Genomic DNA, 24,255 nt, shown 5'->3' on the forward strand with positions numbered 1-24,255 from the left:
CAGATCTCCCAGGACGTGGTTCATCGACTTCGGGGCTGACCTCGAGGACGAAGTCGTGCACGCGAAAAGCATCCGCTTCCGCACCGGCCAACTCCGGGGGGCGTGGCAAACGGGCCGTCTCGGTCCGAGGCAGGTCCCCCTCATCGAACTCTCGGCCAGTCGGAACGAAGGGCGCTGTCACACGGGCCTCGACGATGCCCACTCGGCATACGCAAACCGAGCCAAGCCCGTGACTACCGTCGTGAACGCATCGCGATCGACGACCCTGCTAGCTCCAAAAGTCGAGTGCAGCATCGCCTCAAACGCCGGAATCCGAGAAGAGCCTCCGGTTCGCGTCACGTAGGCGATTTGATCCGGATCCACGCCGGCTCTTGCCAGAGTCTCGTGGATGCATGCCTCCACCTTGGACAGCTCGGAGCGGATCGACTGCTCAAACTCTGACCGCTGCACAAGGATGTCGAGGTCAAGGTGAGGTAGCCGTCGTAGGGTGATCCGGGCTTGGCGTTCGGTCGACAAACGAATTTTGGCCTGTTCAACGGCCTGGTGGCAGGCCCATGCCTGACCTCCGTACAACAACTCCCTGAGTGCTTCCGCGACACCGCGCCCACCATGCGCGGACAGGTCACGCAACACCGGCCCGACTCGTTCATCACGGAGCAACTGCTGGCATCCGGTCAGCGAGTTGAGACCGGCACGCAGCCACCCCGGCACCCCAAGCTGCTTGGCGGCCCCCGCTTGACCGTCGACTCCCAAGGCCGGACGCACCTTGAGATCGAAAAGTCGGCTATCGAAAGATTCCCCGCCTATGACTGCACCTCCAAGGGCAAGGACCGTGCCCCGGTTGTTCTTCTTCGACAGCACGGCCACATCAAAGGTGCCACCGCCGAAGTCCGTGCAAACGACGAGGCCGTCGCTGATTCCCTCGACCGTAACCGCGGCCTGTGGTTCAGGCACTAGCTGGACGTGCGAGAAGCCGGCTATCCCCGCCGCTTCGCGCAGGCGCTCTTCGGCGAGCGCTTGAAGGCGTAGAGGGTCAGCTTCGACACCGGGGAACCGAACGGGCCGCCCGATGGCCACGCGCCGGATGTCTTGACCGGTCGAACGATCGGCCGTCTTCTTCAGACGCTTGAGAATGACGGCAACCAGTTCCGTGAACCGGTAGTCACGAGTCCAGCTGTTCGTCCTGTCTAGATGATCCGACGACAGGTCGCGCTTCACCTGTGCGAGTAGGCGGCTGTCTCTGCAGCTGCCCCCGCTACGGTGCTGAACGCACGTCGTGTAGGTGCCGTACCGCGTGTGGTCCACCAATGAGCATCGACTGCAGGCCGTCTGCGCCGTAGCTGTGGTCAGGTAGGCACGAACAGAGTCTTCGCCTGTGAGCCGGTTCCCGTCGCGGTTGAGGTAGACCAAGGACCGCAGAGCGGGTGCACGGTTTTCCGTGCCAATGACGTGGGTGGAGCCGTCGGCGAATGCGACTGCGATGGAGCTGTTGCTGGTCCCGAAGTCGATACCGTATGCCACGCCTCCCTTCACGGGCCCACCACAACGGCTGCCCAGGCAACGGTCGCGTCCATCTGCAGTTCACGCCGCCCAATCTCCTCACACTCGATGAGGTAGCGGTCTTGCAGTTCTGCGAGACGCTCGAGATTCTTGGCCAGCTTGCCCTTCCGGGCGGGAAGTACCCGCCGGTCGCTGGCGCTGATGTTCGGTCCGCTCCGCGCGTCCAGCCACTCGCTGTCTTGCGTGACCTGGAGCTGCAGCCGATCCCGCCTGTAGGCGAACAGGCGCTCCTCACGCTCGAGTAGCTGCAGCCTCACTGCCTCGAACTCCACGACTCGCTGCTGGCGTTGCTCACCGAACTCGGCATCCCAGAGGCGTTGACTCGCCTCCAGCGCAGCGTGCGTCCAGATCGGTACGTCGACCTCGACAGGAACGTCAGCCGGACGGTCCGTCAAAAGCCGGCTAAGAACTTGGAGATCCTCACCGACGACGTGGCGTATGAGGGCACCTCGGTTGGTGAGCCCGCGCACGCGGACCTCGTAGACCACCTCGACCCACGTGCCGGGTGGCACAGACGTCGAGCGTCTGCACCCTACGGTTCCGTCCTCGAGAGAGGCACCGAACGCGACCAACCTGTCGACCAAGGGATGCCCAAAGGCGAAGAAGTCAAGGTCATCCCGGAGCAGCGCCTCCGCTGTGTCGAAGACACCCCGAAAGCTGGTCTGCTGCAGGCCGAGCCTGTTCATGGCTCGGGGCGAGAGGACGACCGAGTCGCCACCCTCGTCGTGCTCACTGACGAAACCCCCGTGCTGGTCAAGAACCTCGCGGCAGTAGGCGGCCACATCTGCCTGCGTTGCCATCGCGGAGTGCTGTTGCAGCTCATTCAGCTGGTCACGGCGAAAACTAGCCCGGTCGAGTACGAAGTCCCCGAGCCGCTTCTCGACAGCCTGGGCTTGCCGCACCTGCTTCTCCAGTTCGTTGGAGTAGGCCGAGAAGTCGCGGGATACATCCACCTCATCGGACAGCGCAAACCTCGCGATGTCTTTCTCAACGCTCCCGAGGATCGGGTCCAGAGCACCGATCGACTCTTCGAACAGCCGAATGCGGTCTGCTAGCACCTCCAGTACGCGCTCTTCCAAGGTCCCACTCGCGACCAAGTTGTAGATGTTCACGGGCCGCTTCTGGCCGATGCGATCGAGGCGACCGATGCGCTGCTCGACCTTCATCGGGTTCCACGGCAGGTCGTAGTTGATCAGATGGCTCGCGAACTGGAGGTTCCGTCCCTCACCGCCAGCTTCGGTGCTGATGAGCACGGATGCCGACTCACGGAACTGACGGACCGCACGCTCCTTTTCGTCCGGATTGAGGGCGCCATTGAACAGCGCGACGTCTATGCCGTTCGCGCGAAGTACCTGAGCAAGGAATGTCTGCGTCTCCACGAATTGCGTGAAGACGACGATTTTCGCGTCAGGGTCCTCGAGTACTCCTTGACAGACGGCCACAGCCTTTGCCATTTTGCTGTCCCTGACGTGGTCCAGCCGCGCTGCCAGATCAGTCAGTTGCCTGATCTCGACATCGATGTAGGCCGCGTCAACAAGCACCCCTGCGGCCTGGTCGCTCAGCAGGCCCAACTCTTCGGGGTCTTCGCCTAGTTCATCAATGAGCCTCGCCGCCGCATTCGCTCCTGCGATGACCTTCTGGCGCTCACCATGCAGGGCTTCGATTCGGCGACGGAAGCTCCTCCGCAGAGCGTGCGAGCTGCTGGTCAGCATCTTCTGATAAGTGACCATGAGGAAGCCGACTGCGGTGTTCCTGCTGGATCGCGCGCGATTGTATCCCTCCCGGATGTACTCGGTGACATCGGAGTACAACTCCCGCTCTAGGTCCGTCAGTTCGACGAGCTCGGTCCTCGCTCGGCGCCTGCCGGCCAAGCCGAGCTCGGCCTTTCGGTTACGCACCATGACGTTGGCCAATGGGTGCTGCCCTATGACGCGGTCGAGGGCCTGCGTCAGGACGTCGTGGTCCTCAAGCTGAGCAGCCGAGGTGACGCCTGCGCGCCGGAGCCTTCCCTTCTCGTGCTGGAAAAGTAGCTCTCGCTCGCCTTGGTCGAGGGTGTCCCAAGCGTCCAGTTGCCTCATCAGATCATTCAGCCTCGGAATCTCAAGGCGCTGCTTTTCGAAAGACTTCTCGTTGCGGAAAGTTCCTGGCTCGACCAGCTGAATCAAGGAATAGAGCTCGTACTGATCAAGCTGCACGGGAGTTGCGGTGAGCAGGAGCAATCCATTAACATTTTCTTTGAGCTCGTCAGCCAGCCGATACGCGGCTGTCTCCTTCTGCCTGGTTCGGCGCACACGATGCGCTTCGTCGAACACGACAAGGTCCCATTCCGCGTCCAGCACCTGCACCATCCGCTTGTCATTGCTGGCAAAAGGCAAGGAGCAGATGACGTTGTCTCGCAGAGTGAAGGGATTCGCTCCGTCGCGGCCGAGGTACTTCGCCGCGGCGCCGTCCAAGATCTCGAACTGCTCGTTGAATTTCGAGGCCAACTCCGTCTGCCACTGTCGCGTCAGGCTGGCAGGGCTGACGATGAGTACTCGCGAGATTTGCTCGCGGGCACGCAACTCTTTCAGGATCAGGCCCGCTTCGATCGTCTTACCTAGTCCGACCTCGTCGGCCAGAATCATCCGCGGTCGGAGCTTGTTGGTGACGCGATGAGCCACGAAGACCTGGTGCATCTGCGGTTCGATGCGAGCGTTGGTCAGGCTGGCCAGTGGGTCATGCCGGTACGCATGCTGGAGGTAATGTGCCTGAATGCGTAGTACGTGGCTCTCCGGATTTCCCGGCTTGCCGTCACTCAGCAGCTCTGCTGGATTGCGGGGTGCGGGTTCAAGCTCCGATCCGTCCAGCATGACGACGGCGCCACCGAAGGCGACCTTCCAGTGCTCCGCCGCGGCCCCGACGATCACGCCGACATCCCCTGAGCCGCGGCGCCGAACGGCAGTGCCAACCGAAAGCACGAGAACTCCCATCCGAGGTGGAGCATCACCCTAACCACGACACTATATGTTTCGGTCCAATTCAGGCCCAAATCACTCAGTTGTGGCACACGGGGCAAACGATGCCGATGCGATCGGCATGAGGCATCCAAAGAATGACAATGACCAGGACTAACCCCCCAGCGGCTTGGCCTGCCGCGATGCCGTGCGGCACGCCACGGAGTGTGGTCATCGATTGATCCGCTTGGAAGGATTGGCTCAGATGACTCCGCGTTCGCGTCCTGCAGTCATCTCTGGCCAGCACCGGTCGTCCACTCACCTGAGATTGCCTGGCCAGCTCCCATCCGTACCTACCGCGCCGAGGGATATCTCGACCGCCGACCGCACAGCCTCAGCGGTCCGGCCGACGCGACTCGGCACTCCGGCCGTATGGCGTCAGCCCCCCGGTTGCCACCGCACGCTGAGTCATCTCCGGCTGCGGCAGGAGAAGTTCTGGATCCTTAGGTCGTCGGAGCCCGCAGGTCGATCACCTCCGTCGCGTCGATCTCCTCGTCACTCCGCCGATCGAGCAACTTCAGCAGGTCCTCCTGGCGCGGCTGCCCGAAGGCGAGGCGATAGAGCGCCAAGTCGCGCTTCAGCCGGTCGTAGCGCGGACCGTCGAGGCTCAGTGCGTACGGGTAGACGTACCGTTCGATCTTCGCGTCGCCCTCGTAGACCCAGTACGGCACGAAGTCGCCCCGGTCTCTCGTCGCCTCGTTGGCGGCGTCGTAGGCCGCCTCCCACGGGTCGTTTGCCGTCGAGCTGAGCGCGTCCGCGCGGTGCGCGGCGGCCACGTTGCGCCGGACCGCGTGCCCACCGAAACGGTGCACCCGCCCCTCGCGCTGCTCGAAGTCGACCGGGTTCGCCGGGGTGTTCCAGTGGACGATCGCCGAGCACCACCAGTGGAAGTCGATGCCCTCCTGGCCGGCTGACGTCGTGGTGAGCACGAACGGCCAGAACGGACTGTTGAACGCCGACCGCACGTCCTGCTGCCGAAGCTGAACCCCCTCGGCACCGTCGGTCGCCGTACCCCGCGCCGAACCGTAGCGGAGCGCGAAGCTGCTCCGCAGGCGCGGCCCGTCCTCGCCCAACGGGTAGTAGGGCGCGTAGTTCGCCACGCGCAGGGTGACCGCCCGGACGATGCCATCGGCCAGGTCGAACAGAGACTCGCCGGTCAGAAGCGTGTCGGACAGTGAGCTCCGTAGGTGGTGCACGTACTCGTCCATGACAGCCTGCAGATTGCCGGCAGCGCAGTAGTCCAGGACCGCACGCCAGTAGACCGGACCATCGTCGCCCCGGTCGATGACGAGCGTGCTCTCGAGACGGTTGAACAGCGATCGCAGGCCGGCCGCCAGGTGGGCCGCGGCGCGCCAGTGCTCACCGCTCGTCACGGCGTCCTGCTCACCGAGCACGCGGGACAGCGCCCGCCAAGCGATGTTGCCTGGCGCGTGCGCGGCCAGCCGGACGACATCCCGGGCGAGGCTGTTCCTGCGATGGAGGCGTCCAGGGCCCCCGCTGGTGATCACCCGAAGGGCCTGCTCGACGTGAGCACTCAGGCCGGCGCGAACGTCCGCTTCGTCCTGAGGGGCATCGGGAGCAGACTCCCCCGGGCCGCCCGCCAGCAGGGACAGCAGACCGCCACCGACACCGTCGGGCAACGCCCCCGGCCAGCCGAAGAAGCGGCTCCACGCCGCTGTGTCGCCGTTTGGCTCCAGCCCGTCCTCGCCCTCCTCGGGTCTCTCCAAGCCGTCTCGCACCGCTGTCTCGAACTGGGCGCGAGTCAGCAGCTCACCTGGGCGGGAGCGGGCGACTGTGAGTGGGTCGCCTAGCCGTGCCAGCTCCGGGTGCGGCCAGAAGAGAGCCAGGGCGCTCATGGCCGCCGGGCGCTGGTCGTCGAGGCGGTAGTCCAGCCGGCTTGCGACCGAGGCGCGCGCCTGCGCGGAGTTCTCGGTCAGCACCCCGTCGGCGATGCGCCGTTCGGCTTCGTAGCTGAGCAGCCCGGCAATGGCCGTTGGGGTCGCTGACCACGAGGAGAAGACCAGCCGCTTGGTGATCCCGGCGTCCGCGTGCTGCGCGAAGGGCTGTCCCAGTGTGAAGTAGGGCATCGACGGCGGCAGCCACAGCAGCTCAGCCCAGCCCTGCTCCACCGTGCCGCCGGCGAGAACGCGCAGCCGGGCGTTGCCCAGGTCCATCTGCCTGAACGCCGACAGTGCCCCGGCATCGAGCTGCTGGGTCCGGGACACCAATTCGCGGACAGCCGGTAAGGCGCCGTCCGCCAGCGCCTTCTTCACCCTGTCGCCGAGTTGGTAGCCCTCGACGAAGTTGATGAAGTAGGGCGCCGACTTCCAGTACTCGAGCGTCGCGTGGGCGTCGACGGAAGACGCGAGCTCCCGGAGTCGCACGTACCCCCGGACGTCGTCCTCGGTCAGCTCAGCGAGGTCGATGCGCCTCTCCTGCACCATCTCCCCCGTGCTCAGCCGGGGACGCTCGGACCGCGTCATGACAGCGGTCAGGAGTTCCCTGACGCGCCCCGCGGCCGCGCCCGCAGCCGACCCGCGGGCCAGCGCATCGCGGTAGTCCGCGAGCGCGTCCTCCACCTGGTGCAGCCAGTTCGAGTCGCCGTTGAGGAAGCGGAGCGTCTCCAGGAAGTCCTTGTGGTGACTCTCCCCCGTGGCGAGCCGTTCCTGTTCCAAGGTGAAGGGCTTGTACGGAGTCGCCGAAAGCAGTAGGACCTTCGACTGGCCGTAGTCGAACAGCTCCTGGGCCAGCTCGGCGCTCTCGCCGCCCTCCTCGACCGAGAGCAGGTTCCGGAACCGCTGGAACTCATCGAGGATGACGAGGTCGGGTTCCAGGGACTCGATGGAGGCCCGCGCTAGCCGGCCGCGCAGTTCCCCGATGAGCGACGTGGCTCGGTGCCTCAGCTCACCCGAGAGCTCGTGCCGGCGACCGACGTCGTCGAACAGCTCCTCGGCGCGCGCCGCCAGGTCGTCCTCCTTGATCGCCCGGCCGAAGGCCGCAGCGATGACGGGGTCAGCACCACCGTCCAGCGTCCAGCGGAGGTTCTCGACGACGGTCTCGAAACGGTCGTAGGACCTGGTGGTGGCGCGGAGGGTCTGGAGCGCGCTGCGGCGGGCCCAGCCGGAGAGCCTCAGCTGCTCTTCCAGGAGCAGGTAGATCAGTGCTCGCTCTTCGGCTTGCCCCGTTCGCCAGCCCTGCTCGAAGCTGGTCCCGGGCGTGAAGGCGACGAGGTTGACCGGCTTGTCGATCATCTCCGACGCGGCGCCGTTCAGCGTGGCCGTGTGCTTGGCCAGCATCGTCAACCGGGTGGACATGTGCGTCGCCCGATTGCCGGTGACCTCCAGCCGAGCCAGGTTCTGCCGCGCGATGTCGGCGTTCGAGCAGATGTAGACGACGTCGATGCGGTCGACCCGGTCGTCATCCTGGAGGTGTTCGAGGGTCTTGGCGATGACGCCGCGGGCCACGACGCTCTTCCCCAGTCCCGTTTCGTCGGCCACGAGGAATCGCCTCGTCGGCTGGGGATCGGTGAAGAACCGGCGAGCTACATGCTCGACGGTGGCGCGCTGGAAGTCCTTCAGTCCGGCGAGCACCGGACCGGCATCAAAGCGCGTCACGCGGCGATCTCCCTGTTCTGTCGGACGGCGTCCACGACCGCCCAGATCTCCGCGAACCCGGCTGGCAGGACGCCCCCGCGGTCTGGATGGGCACTGAGCCTGTCGACCAGGCGGGCGAGGTCGTCCAGTCGGTTCGGGTGCTCGACCAGCGCGCGCATCAGCAGCTCCAACAACCCTGGTGCCTCGAAAGCGCTGCCGGCGGATGCGCCGGCGCTTCCCGCCGGGCCCAGCCCTGCTGCCCACGCGGGCTGGCCCATGCCGAGCAACAGCGCCAGGAAACGAAGGAACTTCTCGGGGGTGTCGACCTGGCGGGCGATGATCTCGTCGAGACGGTTCTCCGGCGCGCCCACGAGGTCAGCGAGGACGACGGCGCTCACCGTCATCCCGTCCTGAGCCCTCGCCGTGATCACCATGAAGGCCGAGATCTGGTCGGTCTCCATCGGCCCGAACGTCGCGTCGATCAGCTGCTCCGGCGGCACCTCGGCGGCGTACTCGGGCAGCGTGACGGGATGGACGGTGATGCGTGCACCGTCCGGTGCCGGCGGGAGGGCAGGTCCCTGCAGCCGGATCCGATGGCCGTCGTCCGCTGACTGGACGACCGCGGTGAACTCACCGCTGGCCAGGTGGACGAGCAGATTTCCCAGTCGACCGGCAACGTCGTCCTCATCACTGGCGGGCTGCGGTGAGTGTTCCGTCAGGATGGTGCGGAGCTGGCTCTCCGGCTTGAAGAGGTCGATGACCCCCAACTTCGCCGCCGACCCGACCAGTGAGACCAGGAGCTCGACGTTCCCGTTGAAGGCTGCTTCCGTGGCGTTGGCCGAGCCCACCCGGATCCAAGCGTCCTTGTCGTCTCGGAGGATGAAGCACTTCGCATGGAGGCCGGTCAGCCCGATGGCGCTCAGTTCGGCGCCGTCCTCCTGGTGCTCCATCTCGCTGGTGAGCGGATCCAGGACAAGCGCCTTGTGCTGCTCGAGAACAGCCGCGGGGAGTGCGTCAAGGCTGTCCTGACGGCTGACGACGGTTGCCGGAGCGCCACCGGTGACGGTGGTGAGTCCGCCGGAGGTGCAGAAGGGCGAGATGACGAGGTGCTCGTCGCCGACGAAGAAGTCGTCGGCGAGGTCATGGCCGGGCCCCAGGACGTCGAAGAAGAGCTCCTCGACGTGCTCAGGCAGGTCCCACTCCGTCCGCAGGAGCTCGTTGGCCAGAACGTCGAGGCGGGCTGCGCGGTCCCCAGCGAGCGGCTGCAGGCACATGCCGGGGAGGTCGCCCAACAGGTCCGCGATCGGCCTGTTGTTCTCGATCGGCTCAGGCATGAGCTGTCCGTCGAGCTGAAGACAGAGGTCCCAGCTGCGGTCTGCAGTGAGATTCCGACTGGGCACCACCAGCCGCATGCGGACGTCGCCCGAGTCGTCACTCACGTACCGGAGCGCCCACAGCTTGGGGTGGAAGAGGTGCCCCGGTTTCGGACGGCGGACCGCGTGGAGGACCGGCTCCAGGAACGAGAAGATCGGCGAGCGTGACGGGGGCATCGCGATCATGCCGGCTTGATGGAAGACGTCGAGCCGGTCGGCCGCCGCCCGGACCGCCTCCATCAGCGCGATCGGGTCACCTGAGTCGGCCAGTCGACGGGACAAGAAGGACAGCGGGACGGACAGCGCCGTGTCCAGGTGCAAGGTGAACGTCGTAGCCACGCCGTAGTCGAGGCGGTAGCCCTCCGGCGGGCGCAAGGCGTCGAGGAGCAGCGAGCGACCGTCAGGCTCGAGCATCGGACGGCTCCAGTCCCTCGTGGATGTCCGCGATGAGCGTGGCCACGTTCCCCCACCGGTAGGTCAGCCGCCGGCTACCGGATGCCCCGGCCCAGCTGCGCAGGAGCTTCTCGTTGGTCAAGCGCGACTGCGCACCCTTGATGGAACGCTCACGCTGTTTGATCAGCTGGCGGAGCGCCACGTCGTCGGGGACGCCCTGTAGGTCACCGCCGACGAAGACGTCGAGCCACTCTCCGAGGAACCGGCGGGCGAGGATGTTGGCTTCGATCCGCGGGTTCTGGCCCATCACCCGACGCCACATCGCGGTGGTGTCCCAGGAGCTCCGCTTGGGATGCGCCAGAGCTTGTTCGGTCCACTCGTCCAGTGCCTCCCGGTAGGACTCCACTGGGTCCGAGACGTTGCTCAGTTCCTTGGCTTCGTACCACTCGGCGATGAGCAGGTTGTAGAGCAGCGCGGCCCCGTGCATGGCGAGGGAGAAGAGCTCCGCGTCGTCGAGGATCGAGACGATCTCCGCAGGCGCGGTCTGCGCAGCGGGGTGACTCCAGGGCCAGTCCACGCCGTCGACGTACCAATCCGAGAGCAGGACGTGGGTGAGGTACGTGTCCGGGCACGCGGCGGTGATCTGCTCCTGCAGCCAGTTCGCCTCCTCGGGCGACAGCCGCAGTCCGTCGTCGATCAGGTCCGGGAAGCCAGCAGGCGCGGCCGGTAGGGACGAGGTCCAGTGACCCCGCGCTTCGCGGGTGACGTGCTCGCCGACCTCTTCCTCGTCACGGACGCCGCTCTCGACGGCAGTGCGAGAGATGCCGTAGCGCTCGAGCGCCTGGTTGTAGAGGACCGACGGCAGGTTCTTCACCGCAGTGCCGGCCCGGGCGCCGATGATCCCCGTCGCGTCCGGAGCAGCCTGCTTGAGCGCCACGAGCGCCTTGCGCTCGACCATGTCGAGCGTCTGTCGTCCGCGTTTGTAGTGGGCGGTGCTGTCGGCGTACTGGCCGCACCACGGGACGATGAGGAAGTACCGTGCGCGGGTCAGCAGGACCGAGGTGCCGGGGAAGAGGAGGTCCGAGAAGGCGTCCCGGACCTGACCGATGCCGAGCTCGTCCCGGCTCTCCTTCTCCTCGAACAGTCGCAGCATCTCGCGGGTCCGGCGTTGCTCATCGGCCGAGAAGTCCAGCCAGGACAGGGCGGACGCCATCAGGCCGCAGGCTTCTCGTCGGAGCCGGCCTGCAACTGCCGCGGCTGCATGCCCGCCTGACCCATGTAAGTCAGTAGCTTCCGGACCACCGTCAACTTGCGACGGAGATCCGCGATCCGCGGTGACTTGGGATCGCTGAGAGGAGACAACCGGTTGAGCTCGGCTGCCACCTCCGCCTCGATGGCGACGACGTGGAACCACACCACCTCGTCCGGGGCGACGTCCAGCATCTGCCGCGCCCGGGCTGACGAGACCCGCACGAGCAGGTCGGTGACGATCTGATCGATGGGCGCCTCGGCCGCGCTCACCGTCGCGGCGCCGGTGGCCACTGCAGCCCCGGTCGAGGCGAGTCCACCCAGGAGGGCCATCCCGCCGATCATGCCGCCTGGTCCGAACGCCGCCAGTGCGCCGACGATGGCAGCCCCTCCATAGGCCCCGACGGGCGCGGCGAAGGCGATGCCCAGCGGGCCGGTGGCGATGAGGGCGACGCCGGCCGCACCGACCAAAATGCGGGTCCACGGAATGCCGGAACTGGCGACCAGCACGTCGCGGACCTCAGCGATGGCCTTGCCGATCGCAACACCGCTCTCCGGCCCGATGCCGATCTCGATCGCCATGTCGCGGAGCGCGGCCACGGGCGCCTTCCCGGCGTCGATGTCGTACGGCTGGACGAGATTCGAGAGAGCGCACAACACGAGCGGTTCGATGGCCTCGTCGATGTCCCATGACCGGTGCACCCGCGGTGGCTTGCCGTCGGCGAGGTTTCGAACGGACGGCGACAAGGTGCGCCCTTCGCTGGCGAGCATCACGCGGAGGCGATTGCCCATCTCCTCCTGCACCTGCTCGAGCGCTGCCGCATAACGCTCGCCGATGTTCTTGTCGTCGATCAATCGTCGTACGTGATGAGCAAAGGCCAGCGCGAAGATCGCGAGTTGCTCGGGGACCGACCCAACGTGCTCGATCGAGCGCTCGATCGGGGCGAGCTCCTGCCCCAGCGATCCTTGCAGCGCCTCGCCCAGCAGCGTTGCCACCGACGCGTGCTCGAAGTACGCGCATGCTGCGTGCTGGTGTCCGATGCCGACGAAGAAGTCCTGTGCCGCCGGAAAGGTGCCGCCCAGGCCACGGCCTGCCGTCACCGGGTCAGCGCGCCCGAGGAGGTTGGACCAGTCCTCGACGGTGCCATAGGGGAATCGCTTGAGGAGCCGCTCGGTCTTCTCGTGGATGAACAACGATCCGGCCGGGCTCCCGATGGTGATGAACCGCTTCACCTTGAGGTCCACGGAAAGGTGATCCAAGAGGTCGATGGCCACGACTGATCCGAGGCTGTGGCCCACCAGCACGATCTCGCCCTCGGATGGCAGGTGTTCGAGGACTCGGCGAAGGACGGCCCCGCGGAGACCATCACTGCTCATGTACCGATTGACCTGGTCGAGTTGTCCGACCGGCCAGCCCACCGCGAGGTCCTGGAGTGGGTTGACCAGCGCAGGTGGCAGGGCGTCATATCCGAGCGGGCCGGCGTCGGGATCGTGCCCGATGAGGCGGCTCACCCGCGCCTGACGCCGCTCGTAGTCTCGCCGCCGCGCTTCCTCGTCGGCCGTCACGTACGTGCGTGGCGGTACGGAGGCGCTCACGCCGTCGGTGCACAGGATGTCGCTGTACCTCGGCGCGATGACGTCTGCCTTGGCCAAGCCCTGATAGCCCGCGGCCTCCAGGCCTCGGTTGACGCCGGTCAGCCACTGACCACGCGGGTCGCCGTCGCCGACGCCGTGCAGGAAGACGAGCTTCGCAGACAAGACATGCACTCCTGATCCTCGCGAGGCGGAGGGACACCGCTCGACCGCGGAGACTGCCAGCCGGCACCGACCATTCAGGAACAGCGACACCCGGATCCCCAACCAGGGTGACTGTAGGTGCGAGTGTGACGAAACGCATGTAGACGACCACCCGTCGCTGTTACGGTCCGCGGCAGTCCGATAACGGGGGAACGCATGACCGCATACGGGCGCGCCGCGCTCGAGGAGCTTCTGGACGCCGTCCGCGAGGCGAGGAACGGCGACTCGATGGCACCGGTCACCGTCCTGGTGCCCAACATCGTCGGCACCGCCGCCCGACGCGTCCTCGCGCACGGCGTCGAAGACGGCCATCCGAACGGGGCTATGACGCCTGCGGACGATTCCTCATCGCCCTGGGCTGGTACGCGTTGTACGTCAGCGATGTCCACCGACGCTGGCGCGGTCACCGGTGCTCACTGCCCGTCTACCCTCGTTCCGGCACTGGTCGTCGGGCGCAGCTTCGTAAGGCTAACCCCTTTCCGCCACGGACTCAGCCAATCAACGTCGACAGACGTGATGGTCAGTAGTTTCAGTGACATGAGTCGAACCGTGGCGCTGGCCGTCGCCCCCAGTCTGACCGCGGCCACGCCACACAGCATTCGATGGGCTATTTGATGGAGATCATCGACAACGTCAACCGGCTGCTCGGCGACGACCTCAAGGCCTCGATCGGTCACGGTTCGACCGTCCGGATCGCTGCCTCGACGTTCTCCATCTACGCCTTCGAGGCGCTGCGGAAGGAACTCGAGGGCATCGATGCTCTCGAGTTCATCTTCACCGCGCCGACCTTTGTGGCGGGAGAGTCCACCGATCGAGTGCGCAAGGAACGGCGCGAGTTCTTCATCCCACAAGCTCGTCGCGAGTCCAGTCTGTACGGGACCGAGTTCGAGATCCGGCTCCGCAACCAGCTGACCCAACGGGCCATCGCCCGCGAGTGCGCCGAGTGGATCAAGACGAAGGTCCGGTTCCGGTCGAACACGACCGGCGCGCCGATGCAGCAGTTTGCGGTGGTGGACGGCGACCTGGCTTACACATCGCTACAGGGGTTCACCTCCGCCGATCTCGGTTACGAGCGCGGGGACGCGGTCTCGAACTTCGTCAACAAGTTGGACGAGGCTCCGCACGCCGCCGCCTACCTGCAGATGTTCGAGCAGGTCTGGCAGGACCCCGAGCGGGTCCAGGACGTGACGACGCTGGTGCACGAGCACATCGCCTCGGTGTACGCAGAGAACAGCCCGGAACGGATCTACTTCCTGATCCTCTACAACCTCTTTGCCGAGTTCCTCGACGAGGTGAACGAGGACGTGCTGCCTAACGACCGCACCGGCTACAAGGACTCCGAGATCTGGAGCCGGTTGTACAACTTCCAGCGGGACGCGGCCAGCGGGATCATCAACAAGCTCGAGACGTACAACGGTTGCATCCTGGCCGACAGCGTCGGCCTCGGGAAGACGTTCACCGCACTGGCCGTGATCAAGTACTACGAGCTGCGCAACAAGTCGGTGCTGGTGTTGGCCCCGAAGAAGCTGGCTGACAACTGGACGACGTACAACAGCCCGTACGCCACAAACATCCTCGAGCGGGACCGGCTCAACTACAAGGTGCTCGCCCACACGGACCTGACCCGGAGCCGTGGGATGTCCGGCAGCCTTGACCTGGCAAAAGTCAACTGGGGCAACTTCGACCTCGTCGTCATCGACGAGTCGCACAACTTCCGCAACGCGGACTACGCGGAGGAGAGCGAGAGCCGCTACCGCCGGCTGATGCAGCAGGTGATCCAACAGGGGGTGAAGACGAAGGTCCTCATGCTTTCGGCGACACCGGTGAACAACCGATTCCTGGACCTGAAGAACCAGCTGGCTCTGGCCTACGAGGGGGACTCGGAGAACCTCTCGGCCAAGCTGGACATCTCTGCTTCGGTGGAGCAGGTGTTCCGCGAGGCGCAGGTCGCCTTCACACGTTGGTCAGAGCTGCCCGCCGAGGAACGGACCACTGAGCGCATCCTGCGAATGCTGGACTTCGACTTCTTCGAATTGCTGGACGCCGTCACCATCGCCCGGTCCCGCAAGCACATCCAGGCGTTCTATGACACCGCCGACATCGGCGCCTTCCCGACTCGCCGTCCACCCGTGTCGATCCGGGAGCCGCTGACCGACCTCCCGACAACCCCGGCCTTCTCCGAGATCTTTGAGCAACTACAGGCACTGACCCTCGCGGTGTACGCGCCGTTGTCCTACGTGCACGCGAGCAAGCAACAGAAGTACGCCGACCTCTACAACGTCCGGGGCGGGACCGCACGGGGCAACCTGGGCATCGCTGGGCGGGAGCAGGGCCTGCAGCAGCTGATGACGGTGAACCTGCTCAAGCGGCTGGAGAGCTCCGTCGAGGCGTTCCGGCTGACGCTGCGCAAGGTGGAAGGCGCCGTCCAGCAGGCACTGGCCGCCGTCGGCGACCCCTCCGGCGCCAACGACCCGAGCGGGAACGTCGACGACCTCGCCGGCGCCATCGAGGCACTGGACGCCGAGGACGCCGACTTCGACCTCGGGCAGGCGACCACGGTGGGTGGGCGCTTCCCGATCGAGCTGGCCGACATGGACACGGTGTCGTGGCGCAGCGACCTGTGGCACGACCGGGAGACGCTGCGCGAACTGATCGAGGCCATGGACCTCATCACCCCCGCCCACGACCGCAAGCTGCGTCGCCTGGAGACGGAGATCCGCGGCAAGCTGCGCGACCCGCTCAACCCCGGCAACCGCAAGGTTTTGATCTTCTCTGCATTCGCCGACACCGCGAACTACCTCTACCGGGAGCTGCGCGACGCTCTCGCGGGCGCAGATATCGAGCTCGGCCTGGTTACCGGCTCGAGCACCCCGAAGACCACCCTGGGCGAAGGGTTCGAGTTCCAGGAGGTGCTGACGTACTTCTCACCGGTGTCGAAGGACAAGGCGCTCATCTATCCCAACGACGACCGGAGCATCGAGGTCCTGATCGGGACCGACTGCATCTCCGAGGGCCAAAACCTGCAGGACTGCGACTACCTGGTCAACTACGACATCCATTGGAACCCGGTGCGGATAATCCAGCGCTTCGGCCGGATCGACCGCCTGGGCTCGACCAACGCGACCATCCAGATGGTCAACTTCTGGCCCGACATCTCCCTCGACGAGTACATCCACCTCAAGGAACGCGTCGAGAACCGGATGGTGATCGCCGACCTCTCGGCCACCGCTGACGACAACCTACTCACCCAGCAGGGCAGCGACACCGCATTTCGGCGGGAGCAGCTGCGCAAACTGCAGGACGAGGTGATCGAGCTGGAAGATGTGCGCACGGGGGTGTCGCTGACCGACCTGGGGCTCAACGACTTCCGGATGGACCTGCTGGGCTACATCGAGCAGTACGGCGATCTCCGCTCGGCGCCGAAGGGGCTGCACGCGGTCGTGCCCGCCCAGCCGGCGAAGGGCCTGCACCCGGGCGTGATCTTCGCGCTGCGCAGCGTGGACGAGCGGGTGACGGTCAACCGACACAACCGGTTGCACCCCTACTACCTGGTGTACCTGGACGATCGGGGTGAGGTCGTCACCGACCACACCCAGGTCAAGACCCTGTTGGACCTGGTGCGCAGCAGCTGCCACGGCACGTCGGAGCCGATGCCGGCGGCCTACCGGGTTTTCAACACGGCGACCACCGAGGGGGCGGACATGTCCGGCTACTCGGAGCTGCTCACCCAGGCCATCCGATCGCTGGTGGAGGTCACCGAGGAACGGGACATCGACAGCCTCTTCAGCAGCGCGCGGACGACGGCCCTGCAGCAGAGCTTCGCCGGGCTGGACGACTTCGAGCTGATCGCCTTCCTTGCGGTGGTCGAGCCCGAGAGCGCCGGATGACCGCACTGTTCCGCTGGCCAGAGGCCGGCCGGATCGGTCAGGTGGTGCCGAAGGAACGGCTGTACCGGGAGACGTCCGCGGACGCTGCGGTCCGGCGGCGGTTCGTCGACGAGGTCGCCCACGTTCGCTGGGCCTACAAGCTGGGCGAAGCGTCCGTGCGGCTGCCTGAGACAGCAGCGGTTGCCGAGATCCAGGTCTTCGAGGTCGATCTCAAGGGAGCTGACGTACACACCAGCGTGTTGACCGCGATCGACAGAGCGATCCCGTCGCCGATCGTCTTCGAACTTCGTCGGGACGACGGATTGTGGGCCGAACAGGCGGTGGCCGCCAGCTTCAAGCGGCCAGGGCCCCGGAACCCGCGGCTGAGCGGGTACTTCCGCACCGGCTGGGTGCCGGCGGATGCCGATCGCGTGCCATTACCGGTGGCCGTGGACATCCAGCGGCTCTACGAGCAACTGGTCGGGGCATTGCTCCCCCACCCACTGCGGCCGGCCGAGCCGCTGGCCGAGGGGATCGAACGGATGACCCAGATCCGCACGCTGGAACGTGAGATCGCCGCGCTGGGCAGGCAACTGCACAGCGAGCCGCAGTTCAACCGCAAGGCCGGCCTGCGGAGAGCGTTGGTGGCGCGCCGGGCAGAGCTGACTACGTTGACCAACGCCGGCTGACACCGTCAGCTTGACGCGGGGCTGGCAGGAGCGTGCGACGCTAGCATTGAGGACTGTAGCTATGGAACCGGGACGGGAGGTGGCAGACGTGGAACGTCGGGTCGTGAACAAGAAGGCCGTGCAGCGGTCGGTTATCCGATCGACCAAGGCATCCGCGCAGCTCGAGCGTCGCATTGTGCCCACCGGGTTCGTGCGCTCGGAGCGTGTCGAGCGATTCCTGGCCGAACGTCGCCAGCGCGGCTGATGCCGCTGACGCCGGGCTACGGCGAAACACCACTGCCCGACGACGAGTGGAGCGCTCTCCTGCCGACCGCGCGGGACCTCCTCGACGCCTCCGCCACCAAAGCGGCGGTCTACGACCTCGAACAGGCCATCCAGGACGGCGTCGCCGAGGAACTGTTGACCGTCGTGCTCGACGGTGGACTGGCGCTCGATGAGCTGCTGACCGACTACTTCCTACGGGACCTGCATCGCCGCCTCTACGACGACATCTGGGCGTGGGCCGGCACGTTCCGTCAGCGCGAGCTGAACATCGGTGTCGCGCCGGAACATATCGCCGTCGAGCTGCGCGGCTCGGTCGAGACGATCCGCTACCGCTGGCAGCACACCGGGGACTGGACCTCGCGCGAACTCGGCATCGCCGTGCATGCCGAGACAGTCAGGATCCACCCCTTCACCGACGGCAACGGCCGGACGACGCGCCTGCTCGCCGACCTGGTGTTCGTGGCAGCGCAGGACTCCGAGCCCCCTGACCTCTACGACTGGCAGCTCGACAAGCGCCGTTACGTCGACCTGCTGCGCCAGTACGACGGGCATCGCGATCCGCGCGAGCTGGCCGCCTTCGTCGGTACCCGACCACTCGGCGAGTAGGACTGCGACTGCGCACGGGACGGCCCAGCGAGCCGTCACCGGGCGCGGGCACGGCACTGACTACGTTGACGCAGGCAAGCTGATACCGAACGTAACGCGCAGCGGGGGCACCACGTGGAGAAGCTGGACCTGCAGTCACCGGACCTCACAGTCCGCAACATCGAGGCCCTGGCCGAGCTGTTCCCGACCGTGGTCACCGAGACCCGGGACGCCGACGGCACAGTCCGGCGGGGCATCGACTTCGACCTGCTGCGGCAGGAGCTCTCTGACCACGTGGTCGAGGGCCCGCAGGAGCGCTACCGGATGGACTGGCCAGGCAAACGCAAGGCGCTGCTCGCTGCTAATGCGCCGATCCGCAAGACTTTGCGCCCGGTGCGCGAGGAGTCAGTGGACTTCGATACGACCAAGAACCTGTTCATCGAGGGTGACAACCTGGAAGCGCTGAAGCTGCTGCAGGAGTCGTACCTGGGCAAGGTCAAGCTGATCTACATCGACCCGCCCTACAACACTGGCAACGACTTCATCTACAACGACGACTTCGCCGAGACCACCGCCGAGTACCTGTCGCGCTCCGGCCAGGTCGACGAGACCGGCACCCGATTGGTAGCCAATACCGAGAGCAACGGACGCTTCCACTCCGACTGGCTCTCGATGATGTACCCGAGATTGAAGCTCGCCCGCAGCCTTCTCCGGACGGACGGGGCCATCTTTATCTCGATCGACGACAGCGAAGTCCAAAATCTCGTCCGACTGGCCGGTTCGGTATTCGGAGAAGCCAACCATTTGGCGACGTTCATTTGGAAGAGTAAGAGCGGCGGAGCTAATGACAGCTCCAGTGTTGCGGTCGACCATGAATATATAGTCGCATTCGCGCGGAACTTATCGAAGGTTGATCTCAACGTTGACCCGAACGGTGTAGCAACGACCTCTTACAGCCAGCTGGACGAGGGCGGGCGGTACGCTCTTGAGCGCCTCGACAAGCAGAACTTGCAGTACTCTCCGTCGCTGGACTACGACTTGACGGGACCCGACGGAACTACGTATCGACTTACACACAAAGACCCGACAAGGCCGAACGCTATCTGGCGCTGGTCTCGTGAACGCGTACAACGCCAGATGGGCGACCTGGTATTCCAAAATGGAAACGTCTACACCAAAAACTATGCGACAGTAGGAACTAAGCCTCGATCTCTATTTGTTGACGAGCGCTTTGGGCGCACCCGCACCGGCAGTGCTGAGCTGCGCACCTTAATGGGCGGAGACTACATCGAGAATCCAAAACCGCTTCGACTCATCGAGACGTTGATCAACATCGCCACCGCCGACGACTCGATCGTCCTCGACTTTTTCGCCGGCTCCGGCACCACTGCGCACGCGGTGGCGTCTGTCAATCAGAAAAGCGGCGGCGAACGACGCTTCGTGCTCGTTCAAATTCCCGAGAGGCCGTCTCGCCACTCGACTGCGGCCCTTAGCGACTACGCATCGATCGCGGACATAACAAAGGAGCGCATTCGGCGGGCGGGCCGTGAGATCGGGCAACTTCACACCGATGACATGGCCGTGGACGTCGGTTATCGGGTGCTCAAGGTGGACACGCCCACCACCGCCGACGTCGGGCGCCCACCGGGCGACACCTCTCAGGACCAGCTGTCCATGCTGACCGACAGTGTCGTCGGGGGGCGCACCGGCGAGGATCTGCTGTTCCACGTGCTACTGGACTGGGGGTTGGAGCTGAGCCTACCGATCGCCCGCGAGACGGTCGACGACAGCGAGCTGATCGTCGTCGACGAGGGGCTCCTGATCGCCTGCTTCGCGGAAACCCTGACCCGCGACGTGATCACCGCGATCGCCCAGCGCCAGCCAGAACGCGCGGTGTTCCGCGACTCCGCCTTCACCACCGACGCCGACCGAATCAACGCCCAGCAGGTCTTCGCCCAGCTCGCCCCGCACACCGAGCTGCGGACGGTGTGAACGAAGACGTGCGGATCACGGAGAGCAACGAGCCATGAAACTCCAATTCACGGTCCAGCAGTACCAGACGGATGCGGTGAACTCCGTCGTCGACTGCTTCGCTGGGCAGCAGCGCGTCGACCCGGTCCGCTACCGCATCGACCCGGGTACCCGTGCCCAGCAGGCCATCCAGGGAGATGACGACGGCTTCCGTAACGCGGCGTTGCAGCTGTCCCACCAGCAGCTGCTCAGCAACGTGCAGCAGGTGCAGAGCCGACAGAATCTCACGCCGTCACCGGCCCTAGTGCCGAGCAAGGCTGGCCCGCTCAACCTCGACATCGAGATGGAGACTGGTACCGGCAAGACCTACGTCTACATCAAGACGATCTTGGAATTGCACCAGCGGTACGGCTGGTCCAAGTACATTGTCGTGGTGCCGAGCGTCGCCATCCGCGAGGGTGTGAAGAAGACGTTTGACATCACCGCCGAGCACTTCCAGCAGGCCTACGGCACCAAGCCGCGATCGTTCGTCTACAACTCCGGCCAGCTGCACGAACTCGAAAGCTACTCCTCCGACGCCGGCGTCCAGGTCATGATCATCAACATCCAGGCCTTCAACTCCAAGGGCCGGGACAACCGGCGGATCTACGACGAGCGCGACGACTTCCACAGCCGCAAACCCATCGACGTCGTCGCGGCGAACCGGCCGATCGTGATCATCGACGAGCCGCAGAAGATCAGCAGCGACACCTCGCTGGCGTCACTCGCCAATTTCGACCCGTTGCTCCTGCTGCGCTACTCCGCCACCCACAAGACCGAGCACAACAAGGTGCACCGGCTCGACGCGCTCGACGCCTACCAGCAGAAGCTGGTCAAGAAGATCGCCGTCCGCGGTATCACCGTCAGCGGTCTGGCCGGCAGCACGGCCTACCTCTATCTGGACACGATCGAGGTTAGGCCCGGTAGCAAGCCCACTGCCCGGGTCGAGCTGGAGGTACGCAGCACGTCGGGCGCCATCACGCGCCAGGTCAAGCGCCTCGAACTGGGCCACAACCTGTTCGAGCTCTCCGGAGGCATCGCCGCCTACCGTCCCGGTGGTCAACCGCTGATTGTCACCGACATCGACGCCGTCCGGAACGTCGTCGAGCTGAACAGCGGCGACACCCTGTCCGCCGGCCAGCTCACCGCCGACGCCACCGAGGAGACCAAGCGACGGATCCAGATCCGCGAGGTGATCCGCGCACACCTGGACAAGGAGCGCGAGCTGCACGGGCGTGGCATCAAGGTGCTCTCGCTGTTCTTCATCGACCAGGTCGCAAAGTACCGGGACTACACCCGCGCGGACACACTGGGCGAGTACGCCCGCGCGTTCGAAACGGAGTACGCCACCGCCGTCGCGGACCACCTGGCCGAGCTGCCGCTCGACCCGGCGTACCGCGCTTACCTGGATTCGATCCCTGCACGGGACACCCACCAGGGCTACTTCTCCATCGACAAGAACAAGCGCCAGGTAGACGGCGAGATCAACAGAACCGGCGACGAGAAGGGGCAGTCCAAGGACGTCGACGCCTACGACCTGATCCTCAAGCACAAGGAACGACTGCTCTCCTTCCCCGAGAAGACCCGGTTCATCTTCTCGCATTCGGCGCTGCGTGAGGGCTGGGACAACCCCAATGTCTTCGTTATGGGCATGCTGAAGAAGAGCGACAACACCGTTTCCCGCCGCCAGGAGATCGGCCGGGGCCTGCGCCTGGCGGTCAACCAGCAAGGCGAGCGCATCACCGACGCTGCCATCGTGCACGACGTCAACGAACTCACCGTCGTCACCGACGAGTCCTACACAGCATTCGTCGACGGCCTGCAGAAGGAGATCAGCGACTCGCTTAAGGGCCGTCCCCGCGTCGCCTCGCAGGAGTACTTCACCGGCAAGACCATCCAGCTCTCGAGCGGGGCCAGCACCATCGAGCCGGCGCTGGCCCGGGCGATCTACAGGTACCTGCTGCAGAACGACTACCTCAACGACGACGACACCCTCTCCGAGGCTTACAAGGTCGCCCGCGCCGAGCACGCCGAGATCTCACCCAAGGATCCGGCGCTCGCCCCACCCGTGATCGACGCCGTCTGGCCCGTCGTCGACGCGCTGTACATCGACGTTCCCAGGCCCGACAACAGCCGCACGACCAAGCAGCTGCTGCCGAACAAGAACATTGACAAGGCCGAGTTCCTCGCGCTGTGGAACCAGATCAACCACAAGGCGATCTACCAGGTCGAGTTCGACTCCGCCGAGCTCGTCGCGAAGGCGGTGCGCGCCGTCGACGAGCACCTGACGGTCGACGCCCTGCAGTACGTCGTCGAACACGGCACGCAGAACGCCGAGCTGTCCGCTGAGACACTCGCATCGGGGGAAGGGTTCACCCGGACCCGCACCAGCAGCACGCTGGATACCCATCCGGCGGCGTCCGGGGTGCAGTACGACCTGATCGGTGAGATCGCGAAGAAGACCCAGCTGACCCGGCGCACCGTCGGTGCGATCCTGACCGGCATCCGGCCGGACACGTTCGCGAAGTACCCGAGGAACCCCGAGCAGTTCATCGCCCGCTGCGCCCGGTTGATCAGTGAGCAGAAGGCCACCGCGATCATCGAGCACCTGACCTACGACGTGCTCGACACCCGGTACGACCGGAGCATCTTCACCCAGAACCAGGGCCAGCTGCGCCTCGACACCGCCACTCCCACCCCGCAGCGGCACATCTACGACTACGTCGTCGCCGACTCGCAGGTCGAGCGCAGCTTCGTGACGGCTCTCGACACAAGCGACGAGGTGGTCGTCTACGCCAAGCTGCCCCGCGGCTTCGCCATCCCCACCCCGGTCGGCAACTACAACCCGGACTGGGCTGTCGCCTTCCATGAGGGCAGCGTCAAGCACGTCTACTTCGTCGCCGAGACGAAGGGCTCGCTGTCCACGCTGCAGCTGCGAGGCGTGGAAGAATCGAAGATCGAGTGCGCCCGCAAGTTTTTCGCGACGCTCAACGCGAAGGCGTCCGCCGACCAGGTGAGCTATGACGTCGTCACTGACTTCGCCCAGCTGCGGCAGCTCGTCGGATGACCGGCGACCCAATTCGGCCAATCCTCTTCGACGATCAGAAGCTGGCGGGGACCAGGCTCCGGTTGGTCATCGACTCCCAGCCTGACCTCCCCTCGTCGCGATGCCGGGGACGGCGCCCGCGACAGTCGACCTGCTGCGCCGGCCGCCGTTAGCAACTCTGGCGTCCGGATGTTCGGCGCCGACGACATCGCCGCGTCCGACCGCGTCCCCGCACCGCCCGACCCGACGAGCCTGTCGATCACCCGGGTGGATCCTTTGGGAGCGGTCGCTCCTCGGCCAGGAACGCCGATTCATGGTCGAGATCTACCTGCAGGTCCAGCTCGCGCATCCGCTTGCGCGCTCGCTGCCACTCGGCGCTCTCGCTCGTCGTGGGGCCGGGGATCTCGCCCCAATCGATGCGGTCTTGCCGGACCCAGTTGTGCAGTCCGGCCTCGCTGACGCCGAGCTCGACTGCGGCGCGGCTGATCCGTCTACCGGTCCGGAAAAGGGCAACGGCACGGGCACGGAACTCAGATGGATACGGTTTCAGCACGGCATGACCCTCCGCAGCAAGGCCGGAATCCCCAGACCTGTCGAGGCAACTTAGGCCTAGGGCAGGTCAAGGAGTCACCCGACCTGGGTCAATCCCCCAGGTGGCGCGTCCTGAGCAGAGCAGATGCATCCCACCCTGGGAGCCCTCCGGGGATCTTGATCGATCGTGGCGAACACCCTGCCACCGCGTGTAGCCCGAGCCCGGATGGGCGTGGCGACCTTGAATGCGCGGTGTACGTGGTGAGACTGCGCCGGTGATGGGTCAAGGCGGTCAGCCACCCAAACG

13 protein-coding genes are annotated in these 24,255 nt (G+C 65.6%); 6 read left to right on the top strand and 7 right to left on the bottom strand.

The features are described from left to right. Positions 1-177: 177 nt before the first annotated feature. The 6 genes from ACYVG5_RS14655 to ACYVG5_RS14680 all read right to left on the bottom strand — a co-directional run bounded on the left by ACYVG5_RS14655 (position 178) and on the right by ACYVG5_RS14680 (position 12,918). Positions 178-1,533 (bottom strand): Hsp70 family protein, encoded by a 1,356-nt coding sequence (locus tag ACYVG5_RS14655; RefSeq protein WP_222050040.1) that lies wholly within the window; start codon positions 1,531-1,533, stop codon positions 178-180. After that, positions 1,530-4,466 (bottom strand): SNF2-related protein, encoded by a 2,937-nt coding sequence (locus ACYVG5_RS14660; protein ID WP_222050039.1) that lies wholly within the window; start codon positions 4,464-4,466, stop codon positions 1,530-1,532. Before ACYVG5_RS14660 ends, ACYVG5_RS14655 begins: the two co-directional genes overlap by 4 nt. Before the next feature lie 530 nt (positions 4,467-4,996). Further along, a complete protein-coding gene (locus ACYVG5_RS14665; RefSeq protein ID WP_460683293.1) occupies positions 4,997-8,143 on the bottom strand; it encodes a helicase-related protein in 3,147 nt (1,048 codons plus the stop codon). A gap of 20 nt (positions 8,144-8,163) precedes the next feature. Further along, positions 8,164-9,759: a phospholipase D family protein gene (locus ACYVG5_RS14670; RefSeq protein WP_460683294.1), complete on the bottom strand. Its 1,596-nt coding sequence runs from the start codon at positions 9,757-9,759 to the stop codon at positions 8,164-8,166. A 160-nt stretch (positions 9,760-9,919) separates the two neighbouring features. After that, a complete protein-coding gene (locus tag ACYVG5_RS14675) occupies positions 9,920-11,125 on the bottom strand; it encodes a DUF6361 family protein (protein WP_222050036.1) in 1,206 nt (401 codons plus the stop codon). Further along, the gene (locus ACYVG5_RS14680) at positions 11,125-12,918 is read right to left on the bottom strand and encodes a lipase family protein (protein ID WP_222050035.1); all 1,794 of its coding nucleotides are present in this window, start codon (positions 12,916-12,918) and stop codon (positions 11,125-11,127) included. Before ACYVG5_RS14680 ends, ACYVG5_RS14675 begins: the two co-directional genes overlap by 1 nt. Before the next feature lie 641 nt (positions 12,919-13,559). Between ACYVG5_RS14680 and ACYVG5_RS14685 the strand changes: the two genes are divergently transcribed. The 6 genes from ACYVG5_RS14685 to ACYVG5_RS14710 all read left to right on the top strand — a co-directional run bounded on the left by ACYVG5_RS14685 (position 13,560) and on the right by ACYVG5_RS14710 (position 23,438). Beyond that, positions 13,560-16,844, top strand: coding sequence for a helicase-related protein (locus tag ACYVG5_RS14685; RefSeq protein ID WP_460683295.1), 3,285 nt, complete (start codon positions 13,560-13,562; stop codon positions 16,842-16,844). Beyond that, entirely contained in the window at positions 16,841-17,512 is a 672-nt protein-coding gene (locus ACYVG5_RS14690; protein WP_222050032.1) for a DUF4391 domain-containing protein, read from the top strand. Before ACYVG5_RS14685 ends, ACYVG5_RS14690 begins: the two co-directional genes overlap by 4 nt. A 103-nt stretch (positions 17,513-17,615) precedes the next feature. Continuing rightward, positions 17,616-17,756, top strand: a complete 141-nt coding sequence (locus ACYVG5_RS14695) for a hypothetical protein (protein WP_460683296.1) — start codon at positions 17,616-17,618, stop codon at positions 17,754-17,756. After that, a complete protein-coding gene (locus ACYVG5_RS14700) occupies positions 17,756-18,382 on the top strand; it encodes a Fic family protein (protein ID WP_222050030.1) in 627 nt (208 codons plus the stop codon). The genes ACYVG5_RS14695 and ACYVG5_RS14700 overlap by 1 nt, the downstream gene beginning before the upstream one ends. 114 nt (positions 18,383-18,496) lie before the next feature. Continuing rightward, the gene (locus ACYVG5_RS14705) at positions 18,497-20,353 is read left to right on the top strand and encodes a site-specific DNA-methyltransferase (protein WP_222050029.1); all 1,857 of its coding nucleotides are present in this window, start codon (positions 18,497-18,499) and stop codon (positions 20,351-20,353) included. A gap of 34 nt (positions 20,354-20,387) precedes the next feature. Then, positions 20,388-23,438 (top strand): type III restriction-modification system endonuclease, encoded by a 3,051-nt coding sequence (locus ACYVG5_RS14710; protein ID WP_222050028.1) that lies wholly within the window; start codon positions 20,388-20,390, stop codon positions 23,436-23,438. Positions 23,439-23,676: 238 nt separating this feature from the next. Here the strand turns inward: ACYVG5_RS14710 and ACYVG5_RS14715 are convergent, their stop codons facing one another. After that, positions 23,677-23,970, bottom strand: a complete 294-nt coding sequence (locus tag ACYVG5_RS14715; protein WP_222050027.1) for a transposase — start codon at positions 23,968-23,970, stop codon at positions 23,677-23,679. Positions 23,971-24,255 lie beyond the last annotated feature (285 nt).

The organism is Modestobacter lapidis (genome assembly GCF_054780755.1).